At 60.6% G+C, this 13,606-nt stretch carries 16 protein-coding genes; 3 read left to right on the top strand and 13 right to left on the bottom strand.

The genetic code is table 11. The features are described from left to right. The first annotated feature begins 1 nt into the window (after position 1). The gene (locus ACR0ER_RS08385; protein WP_170333242.1) at positions 2-994 is read left to right on the top strand and encodes a hypothetical protein; all 993 of its coding nucleotides are present in this window, start codon (positions 2-4) and stop codon (positions 992-994) included. Here the strand turns inward: ACR0ER_RS08385 and ACR0ER_RS08380 are convergent. The 6 genes from ACR0ER_RS08380 to ACR0ER_RS08355 form a co-directional block, all read right to left on the bottom strand. Further along, positions 991-1,584, bottom strand: a complete 594-nt coding sequence (locus ACR0ER_RS08380) for a GNAT family N-acetyltransferase (RefSeq protein WP_480768525.1) — start codon at positions 1,582-1,584, stop codon at positions 991-993. The two genes, ACR0ER_RS08385 and ACR0ER_RS08380, sit on opposite strands and share 4 nt — an antisense overlap. Beyond that, entirely contained in the window at positions 1,581-2,846 is a 1,266-nt protein-coding gene (locus ACR0ER_RS08375) for a molybdopterin-binding protein (RefSeq protein WP_480768524.1), read from the bottom strand. Before ACR0ER_RS08375 ends, ACR0ER_RS08380 begins: the two co-directional genes overlap by 4 nt. Continuing rightward, positions 2,843-3,334, bottom strand: coding sequence for a molybdopterin-guanine dinucleotide biosynthesis protein B (gene mobB, locus ACR0ER_RS08370; RefSeq protein WP_480768523.1), 492 nt, complete (start codon positions 3,332-3,334; stop codon positions 2,843-2,845). Before mobB ends, ACR0ER_RS08375 begins: the two co-directional genes overlap by 4 nt. Continuing rightward, positions 3,331-3,975, bottom strand: coding sequence for a molybdenum cofactor guanylyltransferase MobA (mobA, locus tag ACR0ER_RS08365; RefSeq protein WP_480768522.1), 645 nt, complete (start codon positions 3,973-3,975; stop codon positions 3,331-3,333). The genes mobB and mobA overlap by 4 nt, the downstream gene beginning before the upstream one ends. 59 nt (positions 3,976-4,034) lie before the next feature. Further along, a complete protein-coding gene (locus ACR0ER_RS08360) occupies positions 4,035-4,988 on the bottom strand; it encodes an AEC family transporter (protein ID WP_480768521.1) in 954 nt (317 codons plus the stop codon). 110 nt (positions 4,989-5,098) lie between these two features. After that, a complete protein-coding gene (locus tag ACR0ER_RS08355; RefSeq protein ID WP_480768705.1) occupies positions 5,099-5,989 on the bottom strand; it encodes a formate dehydrogenase accessory sulfurtransferase FdhD in 891 nt (296 codons plus the stop codon). Between the two features lie 49 nt (positions 5,990-6,038). Between ACR0ER_RS08355 and ACR0ER_RS08350 the strand changes: the two genes are divergently transcribed. Then, on the top strand, positions 6,039-6,755 hold the full coding sequence (locus tag ACR0ER_RS08350; protein WP_480768520.1) for an AzlC family ABC transporter permease: 717 nt from the start codon (positions 6,039-6,041) through the stop codon (positions 6,753-6,755). Next, positions 6,752-7,084: an AzlD domain-containing protein gene (locus tag ACR0ER_RS08345; RefSeq protein ID WP_480768519.1), complete on the top strand. Its 333-nt coding sequence runs from the start codon at positions 6,752-6,754 to the stop codon at positions 7,082-7,084. The genes ACR0ER_RS08350 and ACR0ER_RS08345 overlap by 4 nt, the downstream gene beginning before the upstream one ends. Here ACR0ER_RS08345 and ACR0ER_RS08340 read toward each other — a convergent pair. The 7 genes from ACR0ER_RS08340 to ACR0ER_RS08310 all read right to left on the bottom strand — a co-directional run bounded on the left by ACR0ER_RS08340 (position 7,073) and on the right by ACR0ER_RS08310 (position 13,587). After that, positions 7,073-7,705: a hypothetical protein gene (locus ACR0ER_RS08340; protein WP_480768518.1), complete on the bottom strand. Its 633-nt coding sequence runs from the start codon at positions 7,703-7,705 to the stop codon at positions 7,073-7,075. The two genes, ACR0ER_RS08345 and ACR0ER_RS08340, sit on opposite strands and share 12 nt — an antisense overlap. A gap of 31 nt (positions 7,706-7,736) precedes the next feature. Beyond that, positions 7,737-7,871 (bottom strand): aa3-type cytochrome c oxidase subunit IV, encoded by a 135-nt coding sequence (locus ACR0ER_RS08335; protein ID WP_170333225.1) that lies wholly within the window; start codon positions 7,869-7,871, stop codon positions 7,737-7,739. Between the two features lie 68 nt (positions 7,872-7,939). Further along, on the bottom strand, positions 7,940-8,491 hold the full coding sequence (locus tag ACR0ER_RS08330; protein ID WP_480768517.1) for a hypothetical protein: 552 nt from the start codon (positions 8,489-8,491) through the stop codon (positions 7,940-7,942). Further along, on the bottom strand, positions 8,478-10,316 hold the full coding sequence (locus tag ACR0ER_RS08325) for a glycerophosphodiester phosphodiesterase family protein (RefSeq protein WP_480768516.1): 1,839 nt from the start codon (positions 10,314-10,316) through the stop codon (positions 8,478-8,480). Before ACR0ER_RS08325 ends, ACR0ER_RS08330 begins: the two co-directional genes overlap by 14 nt. 64 nt (positions 10,317-10,380) lie before the next feature. Beyond that, a complete protein-coding gene (locus ACR0ER_RS08320; RefSeq protein ID WP_480768515.1) occupies positions 10,381-10,833 on the bottom strand; it encodes a DUF6173 family protein in 453 nt (150 codons plus the stop codon). A gap of 4 nt (positions 10,834-10,837) precedes the next feature. Beyond that, entirely contained in the window at positions 10,838-11,884 is a 1,047-nt protein-coding gene (locus tag ACR0ER_RS08315; protein WP_480768514.1) for an MBL fold metallo-hydrolase, read from the bottom strand. Continuing rightward, positions 11,884-13,587, bottom strand: a complete 1,704-nt coding sequence (locus tag ACR0ER_RS08310; RefSeq protein ID WP_480768513.1) for an acyl-CoA dehydrogenase family protein — start codon at positions 13,585-13,587, stop codon at positions 11,884-11,886. Before ACR0ER_RS08310 ends, ACR0ER_RS08315 begins: the two co-directional genes overlap by 1 nt. Positions 13,588-13,606: the final 19 nt, after the last annotated feature.

Raw genomic sequence — 13,606 nt, 5'->3', positions numbered from 1 at the left:
CATGTCCGAGCCCACGCCTGAGCAGGAACCCGAGCGACCGACCTCGCTGGGCATCTACGACAAGCCCTCGCGTCCGGCAGTGACCGAGATCGAAATTGCGGCCATCGTCCTCAGCGTGATCTGGCTGGTGGTGTCCGTGGTGTTTCTGGTGCTGCCCGGCAAGGTGCAGGGCAGTGGATTCGTAGTGACTCTGCTGGCGGTGTTCATGCCGGTGGCAATGTTATGGGTTGCCGCGACTGCGATGCGCGCCAGCCGGGTGATGCGCGAGGAAAGCGAACGTCTGCAGACCGCGATCGACGCGATCCGGCAGGCCTATGTCATTCAGCAACAGCGCGCGGCCAGCACGTACGAACCGACTGTCAGCAAAAAGCTGGATGAAATCGCCGAAGCCGCCAAAAAGACCGAAAGCGCGCTGGCGACTTTTTCGACCAAACGCACAGAACCTGCACGCACGGCGGCACCAAACGGCACCGGCGATCAGACAACGCTGGAGTTGGGCACACAGGCCGAAGACATTGCACCGCCGCTTAGCACTGATATCTTCATCCGCGCGTTGAATTTCCCCGAAACGCAAGACGACACCGAAGGGTTCAATGCCCTGCGTGTGGCACTCAAGGACCGCAAGACCGCGCAGTTGGTACAAGCCTCGCAGGATGTGCTGACCCTGCTCAGTCAGGAAGGCATCTATATGGATGACCTACGCCCCGACATGGCCCGGCCAGAGGTTTGGCGGCAGTTCGCGCAAGGCGCGCGGGGGCGTTCGGTGGCGGCATTGGGCGGCATCCGCGACCGGTCCTCGCTGGCTCTGACGGCGGCACGGATGAAACAGGACCCGATCTTTCGCGATGCAGCGCATCATTTCCTGCGCCGTTTCGACCACATGATCGTGGCCTTCGAGCCCGAGGCCAGCGATGCCGACCTGACCGCCCTCGGCGAAACCCGCACGGCGCGAGCCTTCATGCTGCTGGGCCGCGTGGCCGGGACCTTTGATTAAGGCCCGGTAACAGCCCAGCTCATGCGGGTGGCGCTGCTGAATCCGAACAGATACTGAAACGGTCCGGTCTCTTCCTTGCTGAGGACTTTGAAACCCTCGCGTTCGTACAGGGCCTGTGCGCGTGGGTTTGTATCAATCACGTCCAACTGCACCTCTGACATACCCGATTTTCGGGCCTCATCCTTGATCGCGGAAAGCAGCGCGGTTCCGACACCCTGCCCGCGTGCCTCTGCCGCGACAAAGATACCGTCCATCTGGAACACGCCAGGCTGCAGATCCCGCTCGAGAACGCTCAGCACCAGACCGCGCCATGTGCCACCAAACCAGCCATAGACCTTCGCCATATCGGACAGGCTGCCCTCGACCAACCCGCCGTCCTTTGTCTTGAAACCCGCCAGCCCCAGCATCTGGTTTGAACTATCACGTGCGACCAAGGCAAATTTGGGGTTTATGGCGTGTTGAATGAAGGCCAAACCCTTTTTGTCAGGCCCCATAACCTTGTGCAGCTTGGCCGCAAAAGCCTGCCAGAACAGGGCTGCGGCCTTTGGCCGTTCCGCCTCGGAAAACCCCTGTTCGATCCTGACGGTCACAACCCAAAGCTGCCGTAGGGAATAAACCGGACCATATCGCCCGGTTTGATATGGCGCGCACCATCCTCGATCTCGACCAGCCCCTCGGCCCAGCTGAGCCCGCTGATCCGGCCCGACCCTTCCGATGCGAACACCTCGGCCCGGCCATCGCGGACGCGGGCGCGCAGGTATTCGCGGCGGCCCGGTTTCTTGCGTTTCTCGAACGTGGCGGGCAGATCAAAGCCTTGCGGGTCCTGCCAGCCCTCACCCGCCATCAGACCCAAGGCTGGGCGGGCAAAGATCAGCGTGCAGACCATGGCCGCCACCGGGTTGCCCGGCAGGCCAAAGACCGGCGCTCCGTCCCACATTCCCAACGCCAAGGGCCGCCCGGGTTTCAGCGCAATCCGCCATTCCTGCATTGCGCCCGCCTGCCGCAACAGGGCCGAGACGTGATCTTCGTCCCCTGCTGACGCGCCGCCGCTGGTCAGGATCACATCCGCCTGTTCTGCCGCCCGGTTCAGGCGGGCGCGCAGGGCGTCCCGGTCGTCTTCAACACGCCCCATATCCACCCGCTGAAACCCCATACGGGCGATCAGCGACAGCAGCATCGGGCGGTTGGCGTCGAAGATCTGGCCCGGACCGGCGGGCTCTCCGGGTTCAACCAATTCGTCCCCGGTGGACAAAACGGCCACGCGCAGCGTCTGGCGAACAGGCACTTCGGCAAGGCCCGTCGCGGACAACAAGGCCAGATCGGCGGGTGTCAACCTGCGTCCGGCGGGAAGAACCGGATCGCCCTCGGCCACGTCTTCACCGGCGCGGCGTGTGTTGGCGCCTTGTTTAAGGGGGCCGTGAAAGGCGATGTGATCATCCTGAACGGTGACGTCTTCCTCAAGAATGACCGTATCCACGCCCGCAGGCAGGGCTGCACCGGTTAGCACGCGCAGCGCATGGCCGTCGGGTACAGTGCCGTCGAAAGGAATGCCGGCTGCCGCCCGCCCCGGATGTAGGGGCATCACCTGCGGACCCTCGGGCGCAGCACCGGCAAACCCATAGCCATCCACCGCCGTATTCGGCAGCGGCGGGTTGGAGCGTTTGGCGATCACGTCCTCGGCCAGAATGCGCCCCGTCGTCTGTTCCAACCGCAGGGTTTCGGCACCCTTTACCACCGTCAACCGCTGGCGCAGCAAAGCCAGCGCGTCATCCACCGGCGTCCAGTTCACCCCGGCGGGCAGTGCAAAACAATCGTTGCGCAGGGGCGGTGGAGCGATGTTTGGCTTGGTCATAGTCCGACCTCCTGCAGGATGAAATCCGCAATGGCAGCGGTGTCATCCAGATCGAAGACAGGGCAATCCACGGACAGCTGCGTATCGCTGGCCACGGCGCGGATGGTTGTATTCTCGGGCGCCATCAATAAGTTTTCGGCTTCGGCCCGAAACGCTTCGACCTTGGGATGGGCTTCGCGCTTGAATCCCTCGATCAACACCAGATCAACCGGCGACAGGCGCGCCAACAGATCAGCCAGAGACGGCTCGGGCGCACCGCGCAGTTCCTGCATGAGTGCGACACGCTGACCCGAGGCCAGCAGCACCTCGGACGCGCCCGCAATGCGATGGCGATAACTGTCGGTCCCCGGCTGATCGACATCAACGCTGTGATGGGCGTGTTTGACCGTCGAAACGGTGAAACCGCGCCCGGTGATCTCGGCCACCAACCGCTCCATCAGCCCGGTTTTGCCCGCGTTTTTCCAGCCGGTGACGCCGTAGACCCTCATGCCTGCTCCAACAGCTTTTGCGCCCGCGCCAGATCGTCAGGCGTGTTGACGTTGAAGAAGGGATCAAACGGCTCGACCGGAAACAGGGCCTCGCGCCCGTCATGTTTGTCGGTCCACCGCACAACCTTGCGCAGCCCATCGTTCAGCGCATCGCGCAGATCGTCGCGCAGCGCTACGGGCCAGAGGCCAAAGGTCGGGTGCCGGTTGATGCGTTTTCCGCCGCCGGATTTCAGCATTTCATCCCCGGTGCGCGGCGTGGTCGCCAGCACAAGCGGATGCGCCTGCCCCTCAGCGGCCTGCGTCAGGCGCGCCACCAGATCGCGCGGGAAAAACGGCGTGTCGGCGGCGGCGGTAACGATACAGTCCGCCCCCTGCTCTGCCGCCCAGTCGAGCCCCGCCAGCACCCCGGCCAGAGGGCCAGCAAACCCTTCGATCGTGTCAGGCAGAATGGGCAGGTTCAGATCAGCGAACCGCTTGGGGTCACCATTGGCGTTTAGCGCAAGGCCATCGACCTGCGGTGTCAGCCGGTCGATGACATGGGACAGCAGGCTCTGCCCGCCGATCTGCAACAGGCCCTTGTCGCCCCCGCCCATACGAGTGGCGAGACCGCCTGCAAGGATCACACCGAAGGGGTTACACATAGCCAAACCTGATATCCTGCAACTGGGTGATCAGTCATTCGCAACTTTTTAGATCGAACTCAATTCAATTGAAATGCGGTTGGGTACAGATGGTGCAGGACAAACAGCCACATGATCAACGTGCCGACGGACAGGAAAGACGTCGCCGACACGATATGAGCCGCAAGTTGAGGTTCCTGATCGTAGTGCTTGGCCAGAAGAAATACGTTCTTGGCAGTGGGAACGGCAGAAGAAATAGTCGCGGCAATTGTCCAAAGAGGATCAAGCCCGATGATATGGGCCGCGAGTAACACTAGTCCGGGCGCAATCATCAATTTCACGAGTGTCAACGACAGTATCATCGGCCCAGTCTGAACAATTGTTCGTACGCTGGTCGTAAACCCAATCGCAAACAGCGCTACGGCAGCCAGTGCTTGGCTGAGCAGTTCAAGATAGTCCGAAACTGCATCTGAAAACCCAATACCGGTAAAGGAATAGGCAACACCCAACAGGGTTGCCGCGATAATCGGATTTTTGAGGACGTTCAGGAGGATTCTATAAATCGGAGTCCTGGAATTTGCTTTTTGTCCTGCCGAGCTTTCGAGAACGGTGGTCATCACCAAGAGCAGAATAGCGACGACGAGATTGGCGAGCACCGCAGGCAACGCCCCCTTAGAGCCGAAAATCGCGTGGAGGACAGGCAAAGCAACCAGTGCTGTATTTGACGCGACGGCCGCGAAGGCCGCTACTGTTGCCGAGCCGACCTGAAACTTCAGCACGGTTTTCAGGCAAACGAACAGAACGGCAAATAGAAGCAACAGTGTTACGCCGTAAGAGAGGTAAAAGCCATAGTTCAGAAGGTTTTCAAACTTCTCTTGTCCAATCAGGTAAAACATTATTGCGGGGATCAGGACATAGACCGCAAATTGGACAAGCGCGTTGGATGTGTCTTCGCTCAGGAGTTTCGTCCACGAGAACACGTATCCGGTAAGGATCACCGCAAAGACCGGCGCAATGAGGTTAATCAGCTCCATCCCACTCTCAGGCGACTGTTGTCTCAAACTTAACGTCTATGCGTTCTACACTAGAATACATCCATCAGAATTCGCAGACCTTTTTGAGATCGACCCCGCAACGGCGAAGATCAGGCTTTGGAACTTTTTCTTCTGTGCTTCTTGTCCTCAACCGCCACAGTTGCCGGGTCCACGTCGCGCAGCAGGCGGTCCTCACCGGACAGGCACACGAACCGTTGCCCTCGCATGCGGCCGATCAGGGTCAGGCCGACCTCGCGCGCGATCTCGACGCCCCAGGCCGTGAAACCCGAGCGGGACGCCAGTACCGGGATGCCCATCATCGCCGTCTTGATCACCATCTCGGATGTCAGACGGCCGGTGGTGTAGAGGATCTTGTCCTCTGCTGCCTCACCCTCGGACAGCATCCAGCCCGCGATCTTGTCGACCGCGTTGTGGCGGCCCACGTCCTCCATATAGACCAGCGGGCGGTTTTCGCAGCACAGGACGGTGCCGTGAATCGCCCCGGCTTCCAGATACAGAGACGGGGTACGATTGATCTTGGCGGCAAGATCATAGAGCCATGAGGTGCGTACCTGCACCTGCGGCAGGCGCACGTCCTCGAGCCCCTCCATCATGTCGCCGAACACCGTGCCGACCGCGCAGCCACTGGTGCGGGTCTTTTTCTTGAGCTTGTCCTCGTATGAGGTTTCCCGCGCCGTGCGGACGATGACAGTTTCCAGATCGTCGTCGTAATCGACACGGGTGATCTCATCATCATCCAGCAACATGCCCTGATTGCGCAGGAACCCCAGCGCCAGGTATTTCGGGTAATCGCCGATCGTCATCGCCGTCACGATTTCCTGCGAGTTGAGGAAAATTGTCAGCGGGCGCTCCTCAACCACCGAAATCTGGCTGACCTCGCCATTCTGGTCCACGCCTTCAACTGCACGGGTCAGGCGGGCCGCGCCGGGGTCGGGGGCGATGATGTAGTCCGAGACATCCAATTCCGTGGCCAATTGCAACCCTTTCCCAAGACCGTTAGTGCTGCGGTCAACACCATAGGATTTAGCCATGGCAGACACCACATCCAAGTCATACTATTGGACGGGTTTTCGCGACGGGTCTCCGTTCATCTTTGTCGCAATCCCGTTTGGCACCTTGTTCGGCGTTTTCGCCACCGAGGCCGGGTTGAACATCGTGCAGACCATGACGCTCACCTCGACTGTTTTCGCGGGGGCTGCGCAGTTCGCGGCACTGCAACTGCTGCAGGACCAGACGCCCACAGCCATCATTCTGATCTCGGCTCTGGCGGTGAACCTGCGGATGGCGATGTATTCTGCCTCGCTGACGCCGTTTCTGGGGGCCGCCCCGTTATGGCAGAGAGCCTTCGCAGCCTATCTGACGGTCGATCAGTCCTATGCCTGCTCGATCGTGCAATTCGAGAAAGAGCCGAAGATGACCGTGCCCCAGCGCATGGCCTATTTCGTGGGCTCGGTCACTCCGATTACACCGCTTTGGATTCTGGCCACCTATCTGGGCGCGGTTCTGGGAACGCGTATTCCTGAAAGCTGGGCGCTGGACTTCGCCCTGCCGATCACCTTTCTGGCGATGATTGGCCCGATGATGCGGACCCTGCCCCATGTGGTGGCCGCACTGGTTGCCATTGTCGTTTCGTTGCTGACGGTGGGTATTCCGTACAACCTGGGCCTTTTGATCGCCGGATGTGCCGGAATGATTGCAGGCGCACAGGCGGAACTGATCGCCCAGCGCAGAAAGGCCAACGCATGACCCATCCCGATCCTGTTACGATCTGGACGATCATTATCGGTCTGGCCATCGGCAGCTATGCCCTGCGCTTTGTCTTCATCGGTATGGTCGGAGACCGCCCGATGCCGCCCTGGCTGCTACGCCACTTGCGCTATACCGCCGTGGCCATCCTGCCAGCGCTGATCGCGCCACTGGTGGTCTGGCCAACCGCGACCGGAGGGCAGCCAGACGCGCCGCGCATGGCTGCCGCCGCAGTTGCTCTGGCGGTTGGGCTTCTAACAAAAAACGTGCTGGCGGCTATATTCTCTGGTGCCGGAACACTCTACGGGCTGCTGTATTTACTGGGGTAAGGCCGCTTCCTGCTGGTTCAGAACGGCGTTGTTCGCCGCCAAACCCTTTTGCAAATCGGCGTCGTCGTTTTCACGGTATTCCGTGGTAACAACCCCCGGTATCTCGCCGAATTGCTCGGACAGTTTGACCGGATAGAACGTGGTGCCGATCTGTTCGAACCCCGGAACCTGCTGCAACAGCCGAGAGGTAGAGTTGGCGCAGTACGCACTGGACACCGGCCCTATCTGCTTGGCCAGTTGCAGGGCAACCTCGGCCTGCTGAGGCGACACCTCAATCTTTTGGATGCGGGCAAAGTGCGTTTCCCGCGCATGGCTGCTGCGATAGGCGCGTTCCACATTCGGAGTGATGCCATACAGCACGTCATCCTTGATCGGAACGACATCTGCCCGGAACGAACCCGCCGGGTCAAAGATCACCCGCTCACTGCCGCTGATCATCAACGAGGTATGCGCACCCGAACCAGTCCGGGTGTTGATCATAGTGTACAACGTCAGCGTCGAGGGTCCGGGATCACGGTAAGATCGAGCCACGACTTCCGACTGATCTGCCTGTGGACGCTGCGAGCCGGTGCAGCCTGCGATGGTCACTGCCAACAGGCAGGCAAGCAAAATCCTGATCACGGTGAGCCCCGCTTTGGATTAAAAAGTAGGATTAAGCGGCGAAAACCGCCAGGAAAAGGCAAAGGAAGACGATGGCAACCACGCACCATGTGGTGGCCTTGATGAAGCCGTGGAAGGTTTTTTCTTGGACGGTGATGTCCATTTCGCCGTGCTTGTATTCAGCCATTGGTCAGAGATTCCCAGTTCGCGTGTTTAAGATGTTGGATAATCGAAAATCCGAGGCCTGTCACCACGTCATTCGGGCGCAGGCAGGAATACTGAACAGCCCGGAAACCCGAACCCCCAGCGCCAGGGCAGGCCGGAACAGGGCCCGCCGCCTAACCGCACCGCTGCGTGCATCGCTTCAGCGGTCACAGAGTGCGCCGTGCGAATCTGGTCGGGCGTCATGTCATACCGTTCGGCATAGGTGTCGGCATTGTCCTCTCCGTGCTGTTTGACACAGGTCCGCAGCGTATCATCAGCTGAAAGGCGTGCGTCATAGCTGTCCTCGGCCTGCGCGGCCCCGCCCGCATTGTGATAGGCGCGGTCATGGGTCACGCAACAGTATTCCCATGGGGGGTGTTCCTCATAAAGTGCGCGGAACTTGGGAAAGGTTTCAGCCACAAAACGCCAACTGGCCGACAACCCGCCGGAACACCCGTCGGTTTCGAATGGGATGGGCTCTGCGTCCCCGCGCTGTGCAAACAAGGCGCGGTGGGCAGGCAGTTCGATATTGCGCATGAAATCTTGCGCCGCTGCGGGGACAGCCGTCAACAGAAGGGCCACGCTCAGATTACGGGCTTTCATCGCGCATCGCCTCAGAATCGACGGACATGCCGAAGGTGGTCGCCAACCACAGCAGCAACCGCTCGGCCGGGCCCATTTCGGCGCGCACCCGAAGGACTTCATTGGCCATCGCGGGGCGGTCGGTGATCAGCCCGTCCACCCCCATTGAGGCCATGGCTGACATCTGAAGCGGGTCGTTAACCGTCCAGACGTAGATATCCTTGCCCGCATCATGGACCGAGCGCACCAGCCCCGGCGTCGCCATCGCCGCGTTGACGGCGATGAAATCGCCCTCAAGCCCTGTCAGATCACCAACGGCAGTGGCGGCAAGAACCCCGGCGCGCCAGTCGGGGCGCAATTTCTTCATCTTTTGCACCGCCGGGTATTTCAGCGACATAGTGGCGATGTCATCCTGCATCTCCAGCTCTTCGACAATCGCCGCCACACGGTTCTCCAGATCGACGTCATGGCCATAATACTTCAGCTCGATGATGACCTTGGACTTACCCTTTGCAGCCTCCAGTACCTCGCGCAGAGTAGGCGTGCGTTCGTCGCCATATTCGGGGCCGAACCAACTACCGATATCGATCTGAGCGATGTCCTCCATCGTTGCATCCCAGACCTTAAGGTTCACCCCAGCAAGTTTCATAAAATCGCTGTCATGGGCGACGATGACCACGTCATCCGCCGATTCCTGCACATCGATTTCAACCCAGTCGGCCCCGTCTTCGATCGCCTTCAGCACCGAGGCCATGGTGTTTTCAGGCCGAAGTGCCGCAGCACCCCGGTGGCCGATCACCTCTGCCCGGTCCGGAGCCTGTACGCGTTCCAGCAAGTGCTGCCCAAACCACAGCCCGATCAGAACGGCTACTGCCGCAGCACCTAAAGCGGCGAACAGCGGAACACGCAGACTGCCGGGCTCAGGATGCGGCGGTTCCTCGGTCCTGATCTCGAAGAACCCGTCCAGCAGCACCGCCAGCGCGCCCAGCGCCGTTGCGGCCAGCACGAGGCCAGCCAAAGACCAGACACCTGCCACCAACAGACTGTAAATCAGCGCCAACCGCAGGTGACTGGCGCCTTGCAACGGCACAAGGGCAAAAAGCAGCCCTGCCACCCAGGCGATCAGGCCCGCTATGATGACGCGCAGGATCAGCCAGATCGCCAATTCGATCTTGAGACGCCCGCGTTTGCCCTCCATCCGGGTGGCGCTGATGTTGAAGGCATGGGCGGGGTGAACCCCTTCGAACAGAACCAGATGCAGGCCCAGTGCCCAGGCCGACAAGCGACGGATCAACACCCAGGCCATGACCAGAACAACAGCGCCGATCAACCCTACCGCAATCCAGAAAGACGGCGGGTGGAAGGTTAGGTAGTAGTTGATGTCGTACTCGGTCAATGTCCACCATGCGATCAGAGCCGCGACGGCCGCAAAGGGCACAATAAGCACCAGAACACGCAGGACAAAGCGCACTGCAAAGCCGAACAGAGAAGGCAGACGCGAGACGATCAGCCCAATTGCAGAACTGCCCGCGCGCCACGGGTTGGATTCGCCCATCCGCAGAGATCCGGCCATGACCGAGAACACAAACACCTCTGCCAGCAGGAACAAGCTGAGCACGGCTATTGCCGCGAGAAAACCCACCGGTGACAGGATAAAGGCGGCGATAGCCTGATCCGTCAGCGCGGTCTGGTTCGACAACGACACAGCCAGATTGACGGTAATCGCCACGCCCGGCGCAATCAGGGCAACCAGCAACAGGCGTACTGCGATATAGATCGGCACAAAGACGCGACGACGCGCCCACGCGCCTTTGTAGGCGCTTGTAACGGCTGAGAAATCGGACACGCGGCACTCCCTTGAATGGTGCACTCATTCAAGGCTGCGCAGACGTGAATTGCAAGTCAGGCGGTCAGCTTTCTTCCAGATCCTTTGCCAGCCGAAAGCCGATGCGGTTGGCGGGCTTGTCCTCGACCGATTTGGGCAAGGCGCGCAGCATCACGTTCAACTGACTGACATGCTGCACCAGCTGGGTTCGCCCCCCGGTCGCGTCAGAGCCGTAGAAGGTGATGATATCGGGATCAAAATAGCCCATGCCTTCGATCCGCATGACCCCGGCATCGCCGCCGGTAAAGCCCATGGCGACCTCCTGATCGCCGGTCAGCGTCTTTTCGAAATTCTGGATATAAAGGATCAACCGCTCATAGGCCCATTGCGCCGGGCTTTTGGTCTGAACGTTTTTTTGCAGCGGTTCGGGCAGATTCTTGGCAGCGGACTCGGCGTTGGGGTTCGCGTGGAACTCGTAACACCGGGGCAATGCCGCCGCTTCTGCCGCCTCGGCCGATGTTTCGATCTGGTCCTGCATGGCTTTACCCTTTGCGTTGAAACTCCCACGCCCCGTCCGCGCGCCGTGTCCGGGTCACGGTTCCAGTGTGGTAAAGGTGGTTCAGATGTGCAACCGCCTCAACCAGCGCAAGCCCATATTCGCCCTCGCCAATCTGACGTTTGAACAGCGGAGTGAAACACTCGGCGGCGGTTTTCGGCGTATCCAGATAGCCCTGCAGGCGATCCAGCGCGCCGTGGTGATTGTCGATCAACTGCCGCATCCGCAGCGGCAGGCCGGTAAAGGGCAGCTTGTGCCCACCCAGTGCCAGATGGTCGGGATGCGCCAAGCCATGAAGCCGCTCGCAAGCCTCCAGCCATTCGGCCACCGGGTCGGCCATCGGTTCGGTGACATAAACCCCCAGATTGGGGCTGATCGAGCTGAGGATCTGGTCACCGGTGATCACCAGATTGTCATCGCGGCTCCAGAACGTGGCGTGTTCGGGCGCGTGGCCATTGCCCATATGCACGTCCCAGTCACGCCCGCCCATGCGGATCACGCTGCCCTGTTTGATGCGGGTATAGCCCAGCGGCATCGGATAGACTGTGTCGCAGAAATTGAAGGGGCGTTCAGTCATGCGTTTGGCCAGAAAGTCGGCGTCCATCCCGGCACTGCGGTAATAGTCCAGCGTTTCCTGCGGACAGGTTTCCTGCACGTCCAGCTGTAACATCCGCGCAAACAGCCACGCGGTGCGAGTTGTGATCAGTTCGGCACCATGCTCGGATTGGAACCATCCGGCATTGCCGACGTGATCGGGGTGGTGATGCGTGACCACCACGCGGGTCACCGGTTTGCCGCCGAGTGGTCCGGCCATAAGCGTTTCCCAGACGCGGCGGGTTTTGTTCGACGACACACCAGTATCAATCACCGTCCAGCCATCGCCCTCATCCAACGCATAGATGTTGACGTGATCCAGCGCCATCGGCAGCGGCAGACGCATCCACAGCACACCCTCGGCGACCTCGACGGCCTCACCCGCTACCGGGGGTTCGGGCCAGGGGTATCGGATCGCCAAAGGAGTTTCTCCGTCCATTAGACCGCCAGTTCCTCGGCGCTGAGAGCATAAATATCCTCAGCCCCGTTCTGTGCCTGCACCAGCAGACCGGCATATTCCGGCAGCAGCGCGTTGATGTAATACCGCGCCAGTTTGAAACGCGGACCATTGGGGTCTGCCAGTGCGGCCTTAAGGTGGTAATGCGCGCCCAATACGCGGGCAAAAGCGTGCAGGTAAGGCACGGCACCAGCAAAGCGGGTGTTCATGTCGGACTGCGCCACGATCCATTCGGTGGTTTCGCGCATGCTTTCGGAGGCCTCCCAGACGGGACCAGCCAGATCGGGCATGGTGGCGCGGGCCTCTTCGGCGTGATCCTCGATCTCGTCCAGCAAGCGCGAGGCCGCCTCGCCCCCGTCCATCATCTTACGCGCGACAAGGTCCATGGCCTGAATGCCATTGGTACCCTCGTAAATCGCTGTCACCCGGACATCGCGGTAGAACTGCGCCGCACCGGTTTCTTCGATAAAGCCCATGCCACCGTGGACCTGAACGCCAGTCTCGGACACACGCATCCCGGTCTCGGTGCCGAAGGCTTTGCAGATCGGGGTCAGCAACGCGGCCCGTGCGCTCCATTCGGCATCACCGGTGGCGTTGCCCATGTCGATCGCGGCCGCGTTGGCCAGCATGATCGCCCGCGCGGCAAAGGTATCCGCGCGCATGCTCATCAGCATCCGGCGTACATCGGCGTGGTCAATGATAGTGCCCGAGGGCGTCTTGCCTTGCTTACGCTCCAACGCATAGGCCAGTGCGTGCTGATAGGCGCCTTCGGCAGCGCCAACGCCCTGACCGCCGACACCCAGTCGAGCGTTGTTCATCATGGTGAACATCGCGGCCATACCGCCATGTTCCTTGCCCACAAGCCAGCCTTTGGCACCGTCATACTGCATTACGCAGGTCGGTGAGCCGTGCAGGCCCATCTTGTGTTCGACCGACACGACCTTCAGATCGTTGGCCACGCCGGGATTGCCGTTGTCGTCGGGCAGATACTTGGGCACCAAAAACAGTGAAATCCCCTTGGTCCCCGGCACCCCGTCGGGCAAACGCGCCAGCACCAGATGACAGACATTCTCGGTAAAGTCGTTATCGCCCCACGAAATGAAAATCTTCTGCCCCGTCACAGAATAGGTACCATCACCATTGGCCTCGGCCTTCGAGGACAACGCCCCCACATCCGATCCGGCCTGCGCCTCGGTCAGGTTCATGGTGCCGGCCCATTCGCCCGACATCATCTTGGGAAGGTACAGCGTCTTTAGCTCGTCGCTGGCGTGATGCTCCAACGCCTCAATCTGGCCCTGAGTCATCAGCGGCGCCAGTTGCAGCGACAGGCAGGCGGCCGACATCATCTCGTTCACCGCCGTGGTCAGGGCCATCGGCAGTCCCATACCGCCGTATTCGGGATCACCGCTCATCCCGATCCAACCACCTTCGGCAATCGCTTTCCAGCCTTCGACATAGCCGGGCGAGGTCCGCAGCACACCGTTTTCCAGCCGTGCCGGTTCCAGATCACCGGGGCGCTGAAGCGGGGCCATCACCTCTTCGCACATCTTGCCAGCCTCAGTCAGGATCGCGCCGACGACATCCTCGCTGGCTTCCGAAAACTTTTCAGTCGCGGCTATCTGGTCGAATCCGACCACGTGGCGGAACAACAGTTCATAGTCGGAGATGGGCGCGCGGTATGGCATGAGTTCCCTCGGGGCTAAC

The sequence above is a fragment of the Ruegeria sp. CH8 genome (assembly GCF_056536985.1).
This window is presented reverse-complemented; position numbering and strand designations above follow the sequence as displayed.